Source organism: Pseudomonas asturiensis (assembly GCF_900143095.1).
In the GTDB taxonomy this organism is placed as follows: Bacteria; Pseudomonadota; Gammaproteobacteria; order Pseudomonadales; family Pseudomonadaceae; genus Aquipseudomonas; species Aquipseudomonas asturiensis.
The window spans coordinates 1-19,949 of the sequence record NZ_FRDA01000020.1 but is presented as its reverse complement, the minus strand read 5'-3'; the positions used below and the strand labels follow the sequence as shown (position 1 = coordinate 19,949).

At 59.6% G+C, this 19,949-nt stretch carries 11 protein-coding genes and 1 rRNA gene; 1 reads left to right on the top strand and 11 read right to left on the bottom strand.

Annotated features, from left to right (window positions below; all coding sequences use genetic code 11):
• Nucleotides 1-116: 116 nt before the first annotated feature.
• From BUB69_RS24710 to BUB69_RS24700, 3 genes are all read right to left on the bottom strand, one after another.
• Nucleotides 117-2,087 (bottom strand): TonB-dependent receptor domain-containing protein, encoded by a 1,971-nt coding sequence (locus BUB69_RS24710; protein WP_073171964.1) that lies wholly within the window; start codon nt 2,085-2,087, stop codon nt 117-119.
• A 160-nt stretch (nt 2,088-2,247) separates the two neighbouring features.
• Nucleotides 2,248-3,135, bottom strand: coding sequence for a 3-hydroxyisobutyrate dehydrogenase (gene mmsB / locus BUB69_RS24705; RefSeq protein ID WP_073171960.1), 888 nt, complete (start codon nt 3,133-3,135; stop codon nt 2,248-2,250).
• Between the two features lie 31 nt (nt 3,136-3,166).
• The gene (locus BUB69_RS24700; RefSeq protein WP_073171956.1) at nt 3,167-4,693 is read right to left on the bottom strand and encodes a CoA-acylating methylmalonate-semialdehyde dehydrogenase; all 1,527 of its coding nucleotides are present in this window, start codon (nt 4,691-4,693) and stop codon (nt 3,167-3,169) included.
• A gap of 159 nt (nt 4,694-4,852) precedes the next feature.
• Between BUB69_RS24700 and BUB69_RS24695 the strand changes: the two genes are divergently transcribed.
• Nucleotides 4,853-5,797 carry a LysR family transcriptional regulator gene (locus BUB69_RS24695; protein WP_073171953.1) on the top strand — a complete coding sequence of 315 codons (945 nt, stop codon included), beginning with the start codon at nt 4,853-4,855 and terminating at the stop codon, nt 5,795-5,797.
• A 261-nt stretch (nt 5,798-6,058) separates the two neighbouring features.
• Here BUB69_RS24695 and BUB69_RS24690 read toward each other — a convergent pair whose 3' ends face one another.
• The 8 genes from BUB69_RS24690 to rrf all read right to left on the bottom strand — a co-directional run bounded on the left by BUB69_RS24690 (nt 6,059) and on the right by rrf (nt 19,751).
• The gene (locus tag BUB69_RS24690) at nt 6,059-6,889 is read right to left on the bottom strand and encodes a hypothetical protein (RefSeq protein ID WP_245825324.1); all 831 of its coding nucleotides are present in this window, start codon (nt 6,887-6,889) and stop codon (nt 6,059-6,061) included.
• Nucleotides 6,890-7,106: 217 nt separating this feature from the next.
• Complete coding sequence (nhaA, locus tag BUB69_RS24685) at nt 7,107-8,303, bottom strand: Na+/H+ antiporter NhaA (RefSeq protein ID WP_073171950.1); 1,197 nt, start codon at nt 8,301-8,303, stop codon at nt 7,107-7,109.
• 122 nt (nt 8,304-8,425) lie between these two features.
• Nucleotides 8,426-8,812 (bottom strand): VOC family protein, encoded by a 387-nt coding sequence (locus BUB69_RS24680; protein WP_073171948.1) that lies wholly within the window; start codon nt 8,810-8,812, stop codon nt 8,426-8,428.
• A 1-nt stretch (nt 8,813) separates the two neighbouring features.
• Nucleotides 8,814-9,827, bottom strand: a complete 1,014-nt coding sequence (locus tag BUB69_RS24675; protein ID WP_073171943.1) for an isopenicillin N synthase family dioxygenase — start codon at nt 9,825-9,827, stop codon at nt 8,814-8,816.
• Nucleotides 9,828-10,203: 376 nt separating this feature from the next.
• Nucleotides 10,204-12,297, bottom strand: coding sequence for an exodeoxyribonuclease V subunit alpha (recD, locus tag BUB69_RS24670; RefSeq protein ID WP_073171939.1), 2,094 nt, complete (start codon nt 12,295-12,297; stop codon nt 10,204-10,206).
• A complete protein-coding gene (gene recB, locus BUB69_RS24665; RefSeq protein ID WP_073171935.1) occupies nt 12,294-15,986 on the bottom strand; it encodes an exodeoxyribonuclease V subunit beta in 3,693 nt (1,230 codons plus the stop codon). The genes recD and recB overlap by 4 nt, the downstream gene beginning before the upstream one ends.
• Nucleotides 15,983-19,459 carry an exodeoxyribonuclease V subunit gamma gene (gene recC / locus BUB69_RS24660; RefSeq protein ID WP_073171932.1) on the bottom strand — a complete coding sequence of 1,159 codons (3,477 nt, stop codon included), beginning with the start codon at nt 19,457-19,459 and terminating at the stop codon, nt 15,983-15,985. Before recC ends, recB begins: the two co-directional genes overlap by 4 nt.
• Nucleotides 19,460-19,635: 176 nt before the next feature.
• Nucleotides 19,636-19,751 (bottom strand): 5S ribosomal RNA (gene rrf, locus BUB69_RS24655).
• Nucleotides 19,752-19,949: the final 198 nt, after the last annotated feature.

The window sequence follows — 19,949 nt, the reverse complement described above, 5'->3', positions numbered from 1 at the left end:
CAGTCCAGCCACTGACAACTCGCCTGCTAACACGCATCGCCAGCCAGCTGCCTCCCACAGGTTTTGCATTTCTCCAGTGATTCCATGCCAGCGCGTCAGGCAACGCAGCCGTTGAATCAGAACCGCACGGTCGTACTCGCCCACAGCGTCCGACCATAGTTCACCGTGCCGTAGGTCTCATCATCCAGACGCTTGTCGGTGAGGTTGTACAGCGCGGCATTGAACGACACGTTCTTGGTCAATTCATACGAGCCACCCAGATCCGCAGTGGTGTAGGCCGGTGACGGCTCGTCGGTGACCGTATTGCCGTATTCCTTCCCGTAGTAGTTGGTCGCGGCCCACAATTGCGTGCGGTCGTTAAGGGTCCACTCGGCACGCAGGTTGGCTTTGCGCTCAGGCGTCAGCGCCAGGGGCGCGCCGGCATTGGCGCCGCTTTTCTGCTCAGAATCGGTGTAGGTGTAGTTGCCCTTGAGCGCCACGTCCGGCGTGATGTCCCAGCGACCGTTGAGCTCGATGCCTTTGATCACCGCCTTGTCGACGTTGACACGGTCCATGACGGTAAAGCCATTCCAGCGCTCGGTGGTGGTGACGGTCGAGAGCTTGTCCTGGAAGTCGTTGTAGAAGACCGTCGCACCGGCCGACAGGTCATTGCGGTTGGACCACAACGCCGACAGTTCATAGTTGGTGCTGGTCTCGGGTTTGAGGTCCGGGTTGCCGAACATCACGAACGTGTTGCGGCGCAGGTACGAATAACCGGGTACCACGGCGCGCACTTCAGGCGCCTTGAAACCACGTGCCACGCCGCCCTTGAAGGTCCAGTCGTCAGTCGCGCGCCATACGCCGTAAATGCGCGGGCTGAAATGCACGCCGTACTCTTCGTGATGGTCCATGCGCAGACCGGTGGTCAACGCAAAGGTATCGGTCATCGACCATTCGTTCTCGGCAAACAACGCCTTCTGCACCACCGAGAACTCATAATCCTTACGGTCGCCCAGGCCCTGATTCCAGTCGGTCACCGTGGTGTCATTCCACTGCAGGCCGGTGGTGGTGATGTTGCGCTCGGTCGGCATCACCAGCTTGGCATCCAGTACGGTATTTTCCACCGTCGGCTTGCGCCCGAGCACGTCGGTCTGGGTCGCGCTGGCCTTGCCTTCGCGGCTGGATTTTTCGTGCGCCAGCGATACATCCGACGTCGCCCAGCCCCAACGGCCCTGATGCGAAATCGACCAGTGATCGCGGTTATTTTCCTGCTCGCGCGTGGCCCAGTTGGCGCTCAGGCCATCGCCGTTCTTCAGGCGCGTGGCACCGGCTTCCAGCAGAATATCGTGGTCAACGGTCGGCGTGATCGACAGCCGTGCGGTCATGTCACGGTGGTCAGCCTTGCTGAAGCCGTTGGTCTGTTCGATGTCATCATCCGCCTGACGATCCAGGTAACGGCCCCAGACCTGCAAGCCCAGCAGGTCGGTCTTGAGCGGGCCGCCAAGGAAGAACTGCGTCTGGCGCGCATTGCCCTGATCGCTGTGCTGACGTGCCGAATAATCGTACGTGATCGAACCGCCCCACTCCGGCGTGACCTTGCGCGTGATGATATTGATCACCCCGCCAATAGCGTCGGAGCCGTACAGCGAAGACATCGGCCCGCGCACGACTTCGATGCGCTCGATGGCTTCGGCAGGCGGAATGAAGCTCTGCTCGTAGCCGCTGTTGCCGTTGACCCGTGATTCACGTGCGCTCTGGCGTTTGCCATCAACCAGAATCAAGGTGTAGTCGGCGGGCATACCCCGAATGGAGATATCGGTTTCGTTGGCCCCACCATTGACCGTCACGCCTTCGACGTCGCGCACCGCATCGGTCAGGTCGCGGAACGAGCGCTTGCGCAGTTCATCGCCGGTAATCACTGTCATCGATGCAGGCGCATCCTCCAGGTTCTGCTCGAAACCGGCGGCAGTCACCACCACATCCTCAAGCGACAGCACATTGGCCGTCTCGATGAGCGGCTCGGCAGCGTACACCTGACCCGATGCCAGACAGGCCAGGGCAACCTTGACCATCACAGCCACAGGCCGCACACGAAGAGGAGAATGCATGGAGCTTCCTTACGATTCACAAGTAAAAGAGAATCGTATGCATCTGCATTCAGGAAGGTTGGACAAGATGTGACAACAATGCAGAGCGATATCCCAGGGCCTCTGAGACAGCGCTTTTTCGCAACCCACACAGACTGTGGGAAGCGGCTTGCCGCCCCCCTCAGGTCTTTTGGCGATACCCCTCGATAATCGCTGAAAAGTCCTTCCCACCGTCACCGCGCAAGCTCATGGCTTGATACAACTGCTGCGCGACAGCGCCGAGAATCACCGGCTGATGCGCCGACCTGGCCGCTTCGGTCGCCAGCCCAAGATCCTTGAGCATCAGTTCGGCACCAAACCCGCCGGTATAACCGCGTGATGCCGGAGCGGTTTCGACCACGCCCGGCCAGGGGTTGTAGGTTTCTGAACTCCAGCAACGACCGGTCGAGGTGTTGATGATGTTGGTCAACACCTGCGTATCGATACCCAAGGCGTTGCCCAGCGCCATGGATTCCGACACACCGATCATGGAAATCGCCAACAGCATGTTGTTGCAGATCTTGGCGATCTGGCCGGTGCCGACCTCGCCACAATGCACGATGTTGCGGCCCATCTGCTCCAGTACCGGTTTGAGCGTCGCGAAGTGCTCCGCCGATCCGCCGACCATGAACGTCAGGGTGCCCGCCTGCGCGCCGCCGGTGCCGCCCGATACCGGCGCGTCACCGAGTATCACGCCTTGCAGCGCAGCAACGGCAGCTATATCCCGGATGGTCTGCGGATCAATGGTGCTGCAATCCAGGGCAGGCGTGCCTGGTGCGATGCCTTTCAGCACCCCGTCGTCATTGAGGTACACGCTGCGCACGTGGGCCGCTGCGGGCAACATGGTGATAACCAGCTCGCTGCCTTCGGCCGCCTGCCGGGGTGAATCACTGATCTGCGCGCCCAGCTCGGCAAATTCGGCCAGCACGGTCTTGTTCAGGTCAAACAGTTGCAACGAATGCCCGGCCTTGATCAGGTTGCGGGCCATGGGCGCGCCCATGTTGCCCAGACCGATGAATGCGATGTTCATGATCGTTCTCCTTCGCGGAACGGTTTGCGGCTCAGCGCAGATTGATGGTGGTATTCACGCCGTCGTTCACGCTGTCGTCATCGAACCAGCGGCTGGTGACGGTCTTGGTCTGCGTGTAGAACTGCACCACCTGTTTGCCGTACGGCCCCAGATCACCGAGCTTGGAACCTCGAGAACCAGTGAAGCTGAAAAACGGAACCGGCACCGGAATGGGAATGTTGATGCCCACCTGGCCGACGTCGATTTCACTCTGAAACTTGCGCGCCGCCGCGCCGCTCTGGGTGAACAGCCCGGTCCCGTTGCCGAACGGATTGGCGTTCACCAGCGCGATGGCTTCATCCAGGGTATCCACCTCGATCACCACCAGCACCGGGCCGAAGATTTCCTGGGTGTAGATCTGCATGTCGGTGGTGACGCCGGAGAACAGCGTCGGCCCGACAAAGTTGCCGCCCTCATAACCCGGCACCGAAATGTCCCGGCCGTCCAGCTCCAGGGTTGCACCTTCACGCACACCGCTTTCGATCAGCTCGACGATGCGCTGTCGGGCGCGGCGGGAGATCACCGGACCAATGTCAGTGCCAGGCTCATGACCGGCATTGACCTTGAGCTTCTGCGCCAGCGCCTTCAGGTCCGGCAGCCACTGTTTCGACGCGCCGACCAGCACCACCACCGAGGTCGCCATGCAGCGTTGACCAGCCGCACCGAAGCCTGCGCCCACCAGCGCATTGAGGGTCTGCGCGCGATTGGCGTCGGGCAGTACAACCGCGTGATTTTTAGCGCCCATCATCGCCTGCACACGCTTGCCATGCCGACCCGCCAGGTCATACACATGGGTACCGACCGCCGTTGAGCCGACAAAGGAAATAGCTTTGATATCCGGGTGCGTACAGATCGCATCGACGACCTCCTTGCCGCCATGCACCACATTGAGCACGCCAGCCGGAACCCCCGCCTCGACCGCCAGTTCGACGAGCAACATGGTCGATAAAGGATCCTGCTCGGAAGGCTTGAGCACGAAGGTGTTGCCGCAGGCGATGGCCATCGGGAACATCCACAACGGGATCATGGCCGGAAAGTTGAACGGCGTGATCCCGGCGCAAACACCGATGGGCTGGCGCAGTGTGTAGGTATCGACGCCACTGGCAACGTTTTCGGCAAACTCGCCCATCTGCAGCGTGCCAATCGAACAGGCGTGCTCCACCACTTCCAGGCCCCGAAAGATATCGCCCTCGGCATCGGCCAGGGTCTTGCCCTGCTCGGCACTGAGCACCGCCGCAATTCGTTTGGAATGCTCGCGAATCAGCGCCTGCAACCTGAGCATGATGCGCATGCGTGCGCCAACAGGTGTGTCTCGCCAGGTGCGATACGCCTTGTGCGCGGCGGCCACGGCCGCGTTCACCTCACTCGCCGTGGCGAACGGCACTTGCGCCAGCACTTGCTGCGTCGCCGGGTTGACAATGTCTTGCCACTCGTTGCTCTGCGAATCAACCCACTCGCCGTCGATCAGCAGTTTCACGCAGGCCACGGAGGTGTTGTTTTTGTTCAGTGAGGCGTTCATTGCAACCGTTCTCCCTTCAGGCAAACCGGACTCGCCAGGCGCTGGGCGCGTGGCCGTCACAGGCTCCTGACAGCATTGTTGTTGGATTGGTCAGCGGACGTGCTTTGGAGTATAGATGTGCAAACTTCTAACAAGAACGCACATAAAAGCAGGCTCAACATGCAAAAAAACATCACATCCCTGGGGCTGTTGAACTGGGATGACCTGAAGTTTTTCCTTGAAGTGGCACGCACCCGCAAAGTCAGCAGCGCCGCCAAGCGCCTGGCCGTCGATTACACCACCGTGTCGCGACGGATCAGTTCGCTGGAAACCTCGCTCGGCACGCTGCTGTTCGAAAAGTCCCGCAACAACGGCTTTATCATGACCGCCGAAGGTCAGCGATTACTGGGTTACGCCGAGTCCGTCGAAAGCACACTGCACCTGGCCTTCGAACAGGTTTCGGGTTCGAGCGTGGCGCTGTCCGGGCACATCCGCATAGGCTGCACGGAAGGCTTCGGCAGCTTCTTCATCACCCCGCAACTGAGCCATTTCCTCGACGCCTACCCCAGCATCTCGGTCGATATCCTGCCGCTGCCGCACTTTATCAGCCTCTCCAAACGCGAAGCCGACATCGTCATCGCCCTGGAACGCCCGGAACACGGATCGTACGTGTGCTGCAAACTCTGCGATTACAGCCTGCGCCTGTACGCCACCCAGGCGTATCTGGACAAACACCCGCCGATCCAGTGCAAGGAAGACCTGAGCCAACACCCGTTTATCAGCTACGTCGACGACCTGGCCTTCAGTTCCGAACTGCTCTACCTCAGCAACCTGCTGCCCAATGCCAACGCCCAACTGCGCAGCACCAGCGTCATCGCCCAATACACCGCCGCCCTGCAAGGCCGCGCCCTGGCGATCCTGCCGTGCTTTCTGGCTGCACAGGATCCGCGACTGGTGCCGGTGCTGGTGGATGAGGTGGAGGTCGTTCGGCAGTTCTGGATGTATTGCCGGGAGGATTTACGCAAATTGAAGCGGATTACGGTGTTGTGGGATTACGTGAGGGAGGTGACGGAGTTGAACAAGGAGGTTCTGTTGGGGGGAACCCACGCCATGCGCTTCCTCTAGTGACATGCTTTCAAGGAATCAGGTAGCCGCATCGTAATGAGTCGAGCCAGAAGCTCACTCGCCGGGCGATTCATCGTCAGGATGGCGAATTGGACGTGATGTTGTGCATTGCCCCTCCCATCGCTATCACCCGCATTTTCATACACTAAAGCACTTCTTACCTGTCCAGGGTCCTTTAACTTCAGGTCGTCCAGGCGTGTCTTTAAACATGGCGTTTCGAAAGCCCTGCGCCACAACATCGGCTACGACTTGGCTCGAAAGTTAATAGTCACGCTTATCCACCGATCGTTGCACAGTGGAGAAATCAACCGCTTTATCAAGGACTGCCTGCAACATGTTCTCCGATGACTGTCCCTTGCTGAAGCTTTTCTCTAAATACTCCTCGGTCGATTTATTGATGAGCGCGAGCGATCCCGATTGCGCCAGCTGTTCTTGATAAAGACTTTCGATACTATTCCTGAAACCATCAGGGTAGGCCGAGCGCTCAACAGCAGGCAGATCATCGAAATAGTCCATGATGCCTTTGAATACTTCACGGTTGTCGCCTCCATTCGTTAGTTTGGCGTACAACGTGGAGAAGTAGGCTTCGTCCTGCTTGCCAAGCTCCCCATACGCGGCATAGCGCTCGGCATCGGTATAAGTTTCCGAGTCATCATAAACAATCGCGCTTAGGTCGTTTCGCGCCATGCCTTCAAACGGATTAGGAAGCTGTTTAGGTGGAACGTGGGAGAGACCAATAGCGTAATCCAGTGACTTCTGACCTAACGCCAAACGATCAGGGTCATCCGTTTTGGGCAGCATGTCTTCCTTGTTGTAATTCCCGCCAGCAATACGCTGCCCGAAATTATAAATATCCTTTTGCCCTTTCGCATACATTGCCTTCAAATCGCTATCTGACAGAGATGCTTGTCGCTCGCCAGAGCTACTTAGAATATAAAGTGCCCGTGCAGAGCTGGATATTGACACGGTTTCCGCTGTACTCGAGGAGAGGTTATCCGAAGAAGAATCAGCAGAACTCTCTGAGCGAAAATTTTCTTGCGCAGAGACTTTTGCGGGAGTCCCCGCCTGATAAGTTTTAATCGAGATATCCATTTTAATACTCCAGAAGCTGGATAATGAAGCATAGCCATCTGCCTGGAAATCTCCAGACAAGCCCTCAAATCCGCTCAAGTACGCCTGGCTACCTGCCCGCCCTGCCCATGAGCCAGCTCGCACATCTGACGTTTCGCGCCGCCTCCGGGGAGGCACCACGACAGCTCGCAGGAATCTCTGCCTATCTCGATCAGACGCTGGCACGCGTGCCCCCGGATCAGCGGGGCTTAGCTCTCAAAAGGACAACAACACCCAGAATCGCGGAGAGAATAGAACCCATCAGCACACCAACCTTTACCTCATCGACCAGGTGCGGGTTGTCTGGAAATGCCAGTGCCCCAATGAAAAGACTCATCGTGAAACCAATCCCGCACAAGAGCCCGACGCCGTATAGCTGAAGCCAGCCGCAGGCTTCGGGAAGTTTCGCCAACCCGGCACGAATGGCCAACGCCGCTAAACCAAACACTCCAATCTGTTTGCCCAGCAACAGACCCAAGGTCACGCCCAGAGGCACCGGATCGATCAGGTTGCCGGGGGAAATACCCGCAAGGGAAACGCCAGCATTGGCAAAACCAAAGATGGGCACAACGGCAAACGCGACCCACGGATGTAGTTTTTCTTCCAGATGAAGAAGCGGCGAAGTGTGCTCATTGTTCGAATCACCCAGCGGAATGCACAGCGCAAGAATGACACCGGCCAAGGTTGCGTGAATACCGGATTGAAGCATGAAGAACCACAGCAGCCCGCCCGCGACGAGGTAAGGAAGGAGCCTTGTCACGCCGCAACGGTTAAGTACGACCAAGAATACAATCACGGCGAGGGATGCCAGGAGCATGCTGATGGACAAGCCACTGGTGTAAAACAAGGCGATGATGAGCACTGCGCCCAGGTCATCAAGGATCGCCAAGGCGGACAGGAAGATTTTTAACGAGATGGGCACGCGTTTTCCGAGCAGCGAGAGTACGCCCAAGGCAAAGGCGATATCAGTGGCAGCAGGAATGGCCCAGCCGCCTAGCGTTTCACTATTGCCCCAGTTGACTACGAGATAGATCAGGGCAGGTATCAGCATGCCACCCAGCGCAGCAAAACCCGGAAGCGCACGCTGACTCCAACTCGATAACTGGCCGACCAGCATTTCACGCTTGATCTCCAATCCCACCAACATGAAAAAGATAGCCATCAGGCCATCATTGATCCAATGCTCAATCGAGAGACCCGCGACGTTGACGTGCAGCGTCGCGAAGTAAATGTCAGCCAAGGGCGAGTTCGCGATGAGGAGCGCAGCGAAGGCGGCGGCCATGAGTATCAAGCCGCCCGCTGATTCAGCGGCGAAAAAACGGGAAAGGAATGCGAGGGCAGAAGGTGATGCACGATGCTCGTCGGCGTTTTTCCGACGTGGATGATCCAGGCTCATAGGCACGGTAACTCCACGCGGCGGCCCGACCTGCGCTAAATTAAACCTGCCCTCCCGCGTTTTGCGGTGACACCCATTGACCGCATTATACACGGGCATGCCAGCATCGTGATCCCCAGGTTTCAGAGCATAACGTTGATCCTGAAAACGTTCAGTTCAGGGTCCAGCAGCACCGCCTGATACCAGTTGTAATACGTCAGGTACGGCTCCTTGATCAGCTTCGCTCCCTGTGCGACCGCCAGCGGCACCAGCCGGTCCACTTCGGCTTGATCAGGCACATCAATGTTCAGCAGGAACTTGCACCCGGTACTGCCCGCAAACGCCTCAAGACCCAGCAACTCGTAAGCCTCCAACGCGTTGAAACCGATGCAGGTCTTGCCCGTATCCAGTCCGCGAAAGATCGGCGACCTGATCGCCTCGATTTCGCGGAAGCCGAACAGGTTCGAGTAGAACGCGCTCAGGCTAACAATGTCCTGAGCGAACACGTTGACGTAAGAGAGTGAGTTCATATCAGGCCACCTTGCTGCCGCCGAAGGTGGTCTGTTTGACGAACTTGGACAACAGGTGATCGCCCGATGTCACCGGTGCATGCCGAGGCGTGGCACCGGGCAGCAGGCAACCTGGCAGGCACTCGATCAAGGTGTCGTAGTTGGGCTGATGGAAAAACACCAGAGACTGACGGCGGTTGTCCTGTTCACTGGTCATGGGCGGATTGACGACTCGATGCAACGTGGAAATCCACTGATCGTTGGTCCACTGCATCATCAGGTCGCCAATGTTGACGACAAAACCATTCTCGACATACGGCACATCGACCCACTCACCCTTCTGGTTGCGCACCTGCAAACCGCCCAGCGCGTTGTCGGGACGCACGATCGTCAGGCTGCCGTAGTCGGTGTGTGCGCTGGCACGTAACTGCCCCGCCTCGACTTCGGTTTTGATGTCCGGGTAACTCAGACTGCGAAACATGCTGATATGCCGGTCAATCCTGTCATCGAAAAAATACTCGTCCAGCTCCAATGCCAGGGCAAACAGACGCATCAACGATTGAGCCAGTTCGCTCATCGCGTCGAAGTACTCTTGATAAGCCTCTTTGAATCCAGGCAGCAGCGCCTGCGCGGGCCAGACGTTCGGTGCGAAGTGCGAACCGGCTTCGGCACTGTGATAATAATCTTCATCCGGCACATGGCTCGGCCCGATGGAAAACGACTCCTTGAGATCCCCCGGCGCACTTTCTTCCAGCGAATAGGACAGACTCTCCTCGGCTATCGCGCTGTAACCGCGCACCATCTCCGGGCTGGGTCGATCAACCTTGCGTTTTTCAGCCAATGGCAAATCGAAGAACTGCCGGGTCAAGCGCGAGACCCGTGCTATGAGTTCTTTGGGAATCTGGTGTTCGGTAATCACCAGAAACCCGATGTCTTTACACGCCTGATTGACTGCCTGCGCCACGGCTGCCTTGCCGTCCGGTTCTCCTGAAAAATACGGGGCCAGGTTAATGATGGGCACATACTGCAGAGTCATACGGCTGATTCCTCTCGCTGACACGTTGCGTGAAAGGTTCACCGCCAAGGGTGACGGTCAACCAGGCGAGAGCAGAAACCATGCCACTGGAGAAATTCGTAACCCATACAAAACGTTAGCTGTTTACCCCTCTCAGTCCAGATCAAATGGTCTGAAACAGAATGCATGGTTTAAATGCGCAGTGACGAAAAACGAGCCAGAACTGCGCACATTTTTGCCCGCAGGCTCACAGAAAACCTTTGGCAATAAAGGAACGGTGGGAGGCGGCTTGCCGGCGATGGAGTCAGTTCAGGCACTGGTACATCGCCTGGAAAACCGAATCGCCGGCAAGCCGCCTCCCACATCGTGCGTCCAGCCGGTTGGCCGCTGGGCTGCTTCAAAGCCCCAACATCAACCCACTCAACCGCTTCACCTTGCGCCGCAGTGCCTCTTCGAATACGCCCTGTCGTGGCTCGATCAGACTGAACCAGTGCTTGGCGCGGGTGATACCGGTGTAGATCAGTTCCTTGGTCAACACCGGGTTAAGGGCCTCGGGGAGGATCAGGGCGGTGTGGGCGAATTCGGAGCCTTGGGATTTGTGGACGGTCATAGCGTAGACGGTTTCGACTTCGTTGAGTCGGCTGGGCAGGACGAAACGCACGCCGCCGCTGCCGTCGTTACGCGGAAAGGCGACGCGCAGGACTTGTTTGTCCTCGCCTTCACGCTCCGGCAGGCGCAGGGTGATGCCGATATCGCCGTTCATCAGGCCCAGGCCATAATCGTTGTGCGTCATGAGCACGGGGCGGCCTTCGTACCATTGCTGCTCGCTTTCGATCAGGCTGGCGTTGAACAGCGCGTGAGTGATGCGCTGGTTGAGGCCTTCCACGCCCCACGGGCCTTTGCGGACGGCGCAGAGCAGTTGAAACGAGTCGAATGCTTCCAGAACAGAACGGGCCCATAAGTTCCAGCACGCGTCGTCCAGCGAAAGGCCTTGTGCCGGGCGCTCATTCGCCAGCACGCTCAGGTAATGCCGATAACCTTGCGGCCCCTGCTCGCCCTGGCCAAGGCCGTCCAGTACAAGGCGTTCGAACTTGAGATCCTGCTCGCCCTTGAGCGCCAGGGCGAAAAGGTCACTGTGGCTGCCGGCTGCCAGCAACGCCCGCGCCTGCTGATCCTGTTGCTGGTTGACCAGACGCGCCAGTTGCCCGATACCGCTGCCCTGCCCGAAACGGCGCGAGTGACGCAACATCACCACCTGTTGCGCGAGCGGGTGCTCTTGCGCATCGCCCTGGCGCAACGCGCCTTTACTCAGTTGCTCGCCGCTGACGGCTTCCAGCCAGGCCTGGGTTTCAGGGCTGTAGAAACCCTCTTCGGCGTCGCGACACAGGTCGCCCAGCACCGCGCCCGCCTCGACGGAGGCCAGTTGATCCTTGTCGCCCAGCAGGACCATGCGCGCATGGGGCGGCAGGGCGTCAAGCAGATTGGCCATCATTTCCAGGTCGATCATTGATGCTTCGTCGACCACCAGTACGTCCAGCGGCAAGGGGTTGCCTGCATGATGACGAAAGTGTCGCGTGCCGGGACGACTGCCCAGCAACCGGTGAACGGTGGTGACTTCGGCGGGGATTTTTTGTCGCACCTCAGCGCTGACGTCCAGGCCCTGTACCTGCTGGCTGATCGACTCGGTCAATCGCGCAGCCGCCTTGCCGGTCGGAGCGGCCAGACGAATGCGCAGCGGCTGGCCACTCTGCACGGCAGGCGCTTGCAGCAACGCAAGCAGGCGCACCACCGTGGTGGTTTTGCCCGTTCCCGGGCCGCCGGTGATGATGCTGAACGCCCGGCGAGTGGCCAGTGCGCAGGCCAGTTTCTGCCAGTCAATGTTGGCGTCCGGCGCAGGATCGGCTTTGCCGAACAAGGCATCAAGACGCTGAACCAGATCGACCGGCGGTGCTTCGTCCTGCGCCAGACGCTGACGCAAGGCCGCAGCAATCCGACGTTCGTAAGTCCAGTAACGGCGCAGATACAGGCGTCGGTCGGACAGCACCAAGGGTTTTTGCAGCGCCTCGACGCTCGTGTCTCCTGCACGGGCTACCAGAATGCTGCCCGCCAACGCCTGACACCACGCCGCGCCATCCAGCGCTGCCAGCAACTGCGAAGGCAGGAGCATCGGCGTACTTTGCAGATCGCCTTCCGGCGGCAGGGACAGCGCGAAGTCGGGCTCTTTGAGTGTCTCGTAGAGGTCAAGACACACGTGGCCGTGCCCCAGTTGATGGCTGGTCAGCGCAGCCGCGACCAGCACCAACGGATCGGCCTGCGGATCCAGGTCACTGAGGAACGCCACAAAGGCCCGATCCAGTGCGCGCAACCAGCCACGCTCGACCCAGCGCTCCAACAGAATCAGCACATCCTGAACGCGGGTCAGCGGGCTCAGGTCTGCGAGGCTGATGTCGCTCAGCGCGGTGGGCAACAGCTCTTCGAACGAGCGACTCATACGAAGGCTCCTGGCAGTTCCTGGGGTAACGGTTTGCCTTGGAACAACAGGTCCAGGCTTTCGATCAGCGTGCGCGGCGGCCGGGTGAAGTACACGCCCTGGGTGGACGATCGGCTGCCGCGCAGGAAGACGTACAGCGCGCCGCCCATGTGCTGGTCATAGTCGTAATCGGCAAGACGCGCCTTGAGCTGCCGATGCAGGGCCAGCAGGTAGAGCACGTACTGCAGGTCGTAGCGGTTGTCGAGAATAGAGGCTTCCATTGCCAGCTCGGTGTACGCGGCATCGTCCGGGCCCAGCCAGTTGGATTTGTAGTCGGCGACGTAGTAACGCCCTTCGTGCTCAAACGTCAGGTCGATAAAGCCCTTGAACATGCCGTTGAGCGAGACGGTTTCGGTGGCGGCGCGTGGCGCGTTGTCGTGGGTAAAACGGCGCACTAGGGCATCCATCTGCTTCACATCGACCTGGTTGCTGGCGAACCAGAACTCCATCTCGACGCGGTATTGATTGGGTTGATCCAGCTCGCCCAGTGCCACCGGCGCGGCATCCGGCGACAAACGCAATGGCATGCTCAGCACGTGCTGCAGCCAGTCGCGCAAGGTATTGATCCAGCCCTCCCAGCCGCGACGATTGCAGCGACGGGCGACCGCATCCTCAAGACGTTCCGGGTCGTTGACCGTCAACGCAAACCCTTCGGTCCCCGCCCATTCCAGCAGACCGTGCAGGAAGGTGCCGGGGTTCGGCCCACGCGGGAAGCGATGGATGTCACCGCCGCTGGCGGGTACGTCACGAGGCGCTTCGGGGTCCAGGCGTTCGTCATCGAACAGCTTCTGTGCCTGCGGGCTGTCCGGCGACTGATCGGCACCCGCCGTGATCGTGTCACCGATGCGCAGCGCACTGTACGAGGCGATCCACCAGTTTTCGGCAGCACGTCGCTTGGGCAGCAGCGGCTTGAGCAGCGAAGCCTCATTGCGCGGCGCACTGAAACGCTCGAGGGTCGGTTCGGGCACGGGTTCCAGCGCAATGACGTCACGGCCTGCCTGCAGATCGCGAAGCCATATTTTCAGGTCCGCCGACTCGGCAAGCACTGCACCGCCGCCCAGCAAATAACCGAGCGCCGAGCGGTGCAGCATCGAGCTGTTGGCGTTGCCGCGCTTGAGGTCGGCGACGCCCAGCCAACAGGCGTGCTCCGAGCGGGTCAAGGCGACGTAAAGCAGGCGCAGGTCTTCAGCGAGACGTTCGTCATCCGACTGTTGAATCAGTGCCTCGGTGGGCTGCAGGCTGATCTGCGCGTTGCCATCGGCATCGTGAAACTGCAGCGGCAGGCGACTGCCATCCACCGGTTTGGAAGAACAAATGAACGGCAGGAATACCAGCGGATACTGCAAGCCCTTGGACTTGTGAATGGTCACGACCTTGACCAGTTGCTCGTCGCTTTCCAGCCGCAGGATTTGCTCTTCGCCTGCCTGACCGGACAGCGCCAGATGATCGCCGAGGTGACGAATCAGGGCCTGCTCGCCATCCAGTTCAGCAGCGGCCTGTTGCAACAATTCGGACAAGTGCAGCAGGTTGGTCAGCACGCGCTCGCCATCGGTACGTGTCATGAGCGTCTGCGGCAAGGCAAAGTCATGCAGCAGGCGGCGCAGCATCGGCAGTACGCCCTGTGTGCGCCAGACAGCGCGATAGCCACGGAACTGCATGACGCGCCGTTCCCACGCCAGTTCATCCTGATTCAGACGCTCCAGCTCGGCCAGCGACAGATCGAGCGTGATACAGGCCAACGCCGCTCGCAGCGTGCGCTCTGAATCGGGTTCTGCACAGGCTTTGAGCCATGACAGCAGGTCATGGGCTTCCTGTGCGGCAAACACCGAATCCTTGTCCGATAGATAAACGCTGCGCACGCCGCGCGCCGACAGCTCGTTGCGCACCGCCTGCGCTTCCTTGCCGTCGCGCACCAGAATCGCGATATCGGCGGGACGCAAGCCGCGTAGTGCCTTGTCTGGCGTGGCGAAACCGGCACGTCCTTGCTGTCCGGCGTTGAGCAGGCGCACGATTTCACTCGCGCAACTGGCCGCCAGTTGTTGACGGTAAGCCACCCCGGATACCGGCTGATCGCTTTGCAGATGCCAGACCGTCAATGTTGCGAGCGTCGCGCCATCAACCTGCAGCGTCTCCTTGCGCCCTTGAGCCAGCGCATTGGCAAACGGCACAGGATTATGCTCGCCGTCCCGGAACAGAAATGCGCCGCGCCCTTGCGCACGCAGCTCGGCCCGTTCGAAGACATGGTTGACCGACTCGACCATCGCATGACTGGAACGGTAGTTGGTGTCCAGCGTGTGCCAGCGACCCGAGGTCGCCTGGCGGGCGCGCAGGTAGGTGTAGATGTCGGCACCACGAAATGCGTAGATCGCCTGCTTGGGGTCGCCGATCAGGAACAACCCGGTCTGTTCGTCGTTGTCTTCGAGGCGATAGATGCTCTCGAAGATGCGGTACTGCACGGGGTCGGTGTCCTGAAATTCGTCGATCAGCGCGACGGGAAACTGTTCGCGAATCAAGGTCGCCAGCCGCTCGCCGCCTGCGCCGCGCAAGGCGCTGTCGAGCCGGAGCAGCATGTCGTCAAAACCCATTTCTGCACGACGACGCTTCTCTTCTTCAAAGCGCGCACTCACCCACTGCGCAGCGTGTTGCAACACGGCAGCATCGGGCGTTGGCAAACTGTCCAGCGCCGCCTTGAGTTCAAGCATCGCCTCGAAGGCCGGGTGCGAAGGCGCATCGCTTTTCCAGGCTTCGGCGATGCCATCAGGGGTCAGTCGAGTGAAACCGGTGCCCAGATCCAATGCCTCCTGAGTCTCGTCAGCGGCCCAGGCCGCGAGTTTCTCGAACCAGGGTTTGAAATAGCGTTCCTGCATCTTGCGACCGTCGACAATCTTGCGCGCCACGCCATCCATGCAGATGGCTTGCATCTCGGCCGCCCAGACGGTCCACGGTGCCTTGAGTGCGGCCAGCGCCTGACGACGCTCCAGCAGGGATCCGGTTATCAGCTCGGCAGGCTCTTGAGCGCCGATATTGCGTTCACGCCCGAACAGACCACGCACGCGGGGTAACAATGCCGCCGGCCCGCTCCAGTTTTCGCGCACCCAGGTCAGCGCGTCGCCACTCATTGGGTAGCAGAAGCGCCGCCAGTAGTCGCGCAGCACTTCGCCGAGCAGGTCGCTGTGATCGGTTTCCAGCGTCTGGGTGAACAGGCTGCCACTGTCGAAGGCGTGCTCGCGCAGCATGCGCTGACACCAACTGTGAATCGTCGACACCGCAGCCTCGTCCATCCACTGCGCGGCGATGTCCAGGCGGTTGGCACAGGTCGGCCAAAGCTCGGCGCTGAATTGCTCGCGCAGCTCGGCGATCAGGCCATCGGGCGCGTCGATTTCATCACGAAAGAATCGCGCAGCTTCGGCAAGTCGGGTGCGAATCCGGTCGCGCAGCTCTTTGGTCGCGGCATCGGTAAAGGTCACCACGAGTATTTGCGGCGGCAGCAATTCGCGACCAAAGCCTGATAATTCGTCGCCATGGCCCAGCACCAGACGCAGGTACAGCGCCGAGATGGTAAACGTCTTGCCGGTGCCGGCGCTGGCCTCGATCAGTTGACTGCCGCGCAACGGAAAACGCAGCGCCAGTGGAAGCGTCATGTCGTTCATGCACTCACCTGCGCGCTGGAAAGCGATTGCCACGATGCGTCGTAGATCGGTTTGTAGAGTGTCTCGCACCAGCCGACAAACTCTTCGCTGTCCATCAAGGCATCGAAGTCCGGGTACTGGCGAGCCAACGCGGTACTTTCCCGACGCTCGCCGTCGGTGGTCTGGCCGTCGCCTTCATAGGTTTTGCGGGCGGCAGCTTCGGCTTTGTCCAAAGGTTGTCCCAACCAGGCGAATGCGGTTTTCACCGCAACCGGTAATGGCTGTTGCATGCCGCGCAGCCAGGCCATCAACAGGTGATTAAGGGTCGTGACAGCGGCGTCTTTTTCCAAGGGTGCCAGCATCAGGGTTTCATCGCTGGCCACCAGTGCGGTACTGAGCGGCAATTCACAGGCACAGGCTATCAGGTGGTTGACCCACGGCCGAATCAGCCGATGCCATTTGCGGGTCTTTTTCGAGCCGATGCTGTTGGGAATCACGGTGACCAGTAACAACTCGCCTCGGGCGTTACGATGCAGACCGCCAAGCCAGCTTTCGATACTCACGTCACCGTGGCTAAAGCTGATCGGCAACGCGCTGCTCAGCGGTTCGGGCCACAACGTCAACACGTCCTGATAACGCCTGAGCACGTCGGGCAGTGGCTCGATCAGTTCCTGCTGCATGCACGTGCCAAAGCCTGCCAGCGGCAGCAAACCACTGGCTTGTAACTTGTTTGCCTGGGCCTGGAGCGCGCTGTCGATATCGTCTGGCTGCGCCATGGCGGCGTTGAGCAGGCTGTCGCTGAGTCCGTAACGCTCCAGCGCGTCGAGCACGAAAGGCTCTTCATCGGCCAGCGGCGCTTCGGCCACCTCGAAGTAGATTTTCAGACGCTGACTGAAAAAGTGCTTCACGGGATTGCGCAGAAAATCCTGCACTTGAGCGATCGTCAGCGGCTCATCCTGCTCATGAACTGACAGAGCTGTCTGGACGGGCAAAACGGCATCGGCCTCGTGCAGCAATCGCCATTCCCGGGCAAAACTGAAATAGCCGGTGCCCTCATGAAAGTAACTGGCGCTGAACGGCTGCAGCGGATGCTCCAGCGTCAATGCCTTCAGCAACCGCTCACCTTCATCGAGCCTGCCGGTTTCATCCGGCTCACCCGCGAGCTTCCAGCCGCTGGCCAAGTGATCACGCAACTGACCGATGAGCACCGATGCGGGACGATCACTGTTGTCACGAATGCTGCGACCGACCCAGCTGATGTACAACTGGTCGCGGGCGGACAGCAGCGCTTCAAGCAACAGATATCGGTCGTCTTCACGTCGAGAGCGATCACCGGGGCGGTAGTCACTGCCCATCAGGTCGAAGTCCAGCGGTGGCTGTGCTCGTGGGTAATCACCATCGTTCATGCCCAACAGGCAGACCACTTTGAACGGGATTGCGCGCATGGGCATCAGCGTGCAGAAATTCACCGAGCCTGCCAGAAACCGCTGCGACAGACGCCCCTGATCAAGCCCGGCCAGCCAGGCTTCGCGAACCACCGTGAGTGGCAGTTGATCAATGAGGCCCACGGTTTCGCAGGTCTCCAGCCAGTTCTCGCGCAGGGTTTCGAGCTGGGCGAGCAGGTAATCGTCGTGTTCGCTGTCGGCGACGAAAAAGAGCTGCAGGACGGCTTGCAGACGAGCGCCCCATTGAGTCGGGGTGGCCGGTTTCGAAAGCTCGCCATGAGCGGCCTCAAGCGCGTCGATCAAGGCCACCAGCGGACCAATCAATGCGGCATCCAGTCCACCGATTTCATCGTAAGGCTCGATACCGTCATAAGCGGCACCGGCACCTACTGCATAGCCGAGCAACATACGGCGCAGGCCGAAGTGCCAGCTGTTCTGTTCCAGCGCATCCGGCAGACCCAACCCTGCGCGTTGCGGCGCATTGAGGCCCCAGCGAATGCCTGCGCCTTCAATCCAACGGTGCAGGGTCGGCAGGTCACGTTCCTGAATCCGAAAGCGTGCACGCAGAGCCGGAACGTCGAGCAGGTCAAGAATTTCGCTGACCGGAAAGCGGCTGTCCGGCAATTTCAGTAAATGCTCGACAGCGATCAACAAGGGTTCGCGGCCACGTTGCCCTTGGTCAGCCAGTGTGAACGGAATAAAGCGGCGGTCTTCGCGCTCTATCTGTCCGAACACGGCACGGATATGCGGCGCGTAACTGTCGATGTCAGGGACCATGACAATCACATCACGTGGACGCAAATCCGGGTCACGACTGAAACGGGCAAGGAGCTGGTCGTGCAGCACCTCGACTTCCCGCTGCGCGCTGTGGGCCACATGAAAGCGGATGGATCGGTCCTTCAGAGCATCGATGGCTGGCCACAGCTCGCGGGTTTCATCCAGGGGACGAAGTTCGAGGATGTCGTCCTGCAACTGGTTCAGAATATTTCCAGGCTCGCTTTCGCTGAACAGGTCGATACGCTCGTCCTTGAACGAGGCGCGATAGCTGCGCGGGTCATCATGGCTGTCGAGCAGATTGATGTAGTCGCGGCCTTGTTTTCCCCATGCGGCAAGCAACGGGTGCGCGTGCTGGTGCAACGCTTCAGGGTCCAGGACCATTGGCATGCCGGACTTGCGCGCCTGACGTTTGTATTGATGGCGCAGCAGATCCTTGTCCGCGACTATATCAGCCCAATGGTGACGACACGGGTTGTGGACGCAGAGCAATACCTGGCTGAAGCGGGCCAGCCCGGCGAGCGCTTCAAGCGCCTGTGCGGGGAGTGACGAAATACCGAACACGATGACGCGCGCGGGCAGCCCGGCGGGAGCCTCGTTCAGGGTGCTGATGCGTTCGATAAAACGTTGGTGAACGCCGGCCCGACTTTGTGCCATGCCTTCGGCGCCCACGTCATGTAGCAGCGCTCGCCACAGCTCTGCCTGCCAGCAGTTGGAAGCGGTCAGGGGCTTGGCTTCGCCTCTGCCATTGCGTAACTGATGACGTCCGGCAGCCCAGTCTTCCAGCCAGTCGGCGCGGTATACCTGGTATTGGTCAAACAGGTCCGACAGCCGTTCCGACAATTGATAGCGCTTGCGAAGGTCAGTGTCTGCCGTGAGAAAGCGCTGTAGCGGCTCGAAGTGGGGCTGGTTGATGAGCTCGGGCAGCAGACGCATCAGACGCCAGGTCAGCGGGCCTTTGTCGAGCAGAGAGGTTTCGGGAATTTCATCTCGACCCAGGACTGTGCGGTAGAGCGTCCACATAAAGCTGCCGGGCAATTGAACGTCGATGGCCGCCGCGATGCCGCATCCGCCTATGTCGTCGTCTAGAGCATCCTCAGCCAGAGCCAGTTTGAGCCACTGGGCAATCCCATTGCTCTGTACCAGCGCAATCTCGTTCTCAAGGGGGGCCAACGGGTAACGCCGCATCCAGGAAACAACCAGACTGCGCAGTTCATCCAGGCGGTTGCCATGAACCACCATGAAACCAGCGCTCAGCGGGGTTGTGACGGGCATGCTTGCTTCCTTGACGTTAACGAGTGAAACCTGAGGCCAAACCATAAGGGCAAGCGCACCGGAATGCTATACACACGTTGAACGCAGAGATAGCTGGCGAGGGCGACGCGCCTTTTGGGAACGCCAGATAGACAAAACCCCTCACCGCGTGAGCGATGAGGGGTTCTGGAATTGAATCTTGACGATGACCTACTCTCACATGGGGAAACCCCACACTACCATCGGCGATGCATCGTTTCACTACTGAGTTCGGGATGGGATCAGGTGGTTCCAATGCTCTATGGTCGTCAAGAAATTCGGGTACCGAACCGTGCCAGGAGGCGCGTTTCAGCAAATCGGGTATGTGATATCGGTGTCGTTTGTGACGCAAACTTTCGGTTCGTGTCATCTTCACAGTCACCGCAATCTGTGCCCTTAGGTCGCAGATTGCTTGGGTGTTATATGGTCAAGCCTCACGGGCAATTAGTATTGGTTAGCTCAACGCCTCACA

Excerpts from the sequence above, each read along its gene's own strand:
- BUB69_RS24710 (WP_073171964.1), bottom strand. The coding sequence starts at position 2,087 with ATGCATTCTCCTCTTCGTGTGCGGCCTGTGGCTGTGATGGTCAAGGTT.
- recD (WP_073171939.1), bottom strand. The coding sequence starts at position 12,297 with ATGAGTCGCTCGTTCGAAGAGCTGTTGCCCACCGCGCTGAGCGACATC.
- BUB69_RS24695 (WP_073171953.1), top strand. The coding sequence starts at position 4,853 with ATGCAAAAAAACATCACATCCCTGGGGCTGTTGAACTGGGATGACCTG.
- BUB69_RS24680 (WP_073171948.1), bottom strand. The coding sequence starts at position 8,812 with ATGAACTCACTCTCTTACGTCAACGTGTTCGCTCAGGACATTGTTAGC.
- BUB69_RS24700 (WP_073171956.1), bottom strand. The coding sequence starts at position 4,693 with ATGAACGCCTCACTGAACAAAAACAACACCTCCGTGGCCTGCGTGAAA.
- BUB69_RS24690 (WP_245825324.1), bottom strand. The coding sequence starts at position 6,889 with ATGGATATCTCGATTAAAACTTATCAGGCGGGGACTCCCGCAAAAGTC.
- BUB69_RS24675 (WP_073171943.1), bottom strand. The coding sequence starts at position 9,827 with ATGACTCTGCAGTATGTGCCCATCATTAACCTGGCCCCGTATTTTTCA.
- nhaA (WP_073171950.1), bottom strand. The coding sequence starts at position 8,303 with ATGAGCCTGGATCATCCACGTCGGAAAAACGCCGACGAGCATCGTGCA.
- mmsB (WP_073171960.1), bottom strand. The coding sequence starts at position 3,135 with ATGAACATCGCATTCATCGGTCTGGGCAACATGGGCGCGCCCATGGCC.
- recB (WP_073171935.1), bottom strand. The coding sequence starts at position 15,986 with ATGAACGACATGACGCTTCCACTGGCGCTGCGTTTTCCGTTGCGCGGC.
- recC (WP_073171932.1), bottom strand. The coding sequence starts at position 19,459 with ATGCCCGTCACAACCCCGCTGAGCGCTGGTTTCATGGTGGTTCATGGC.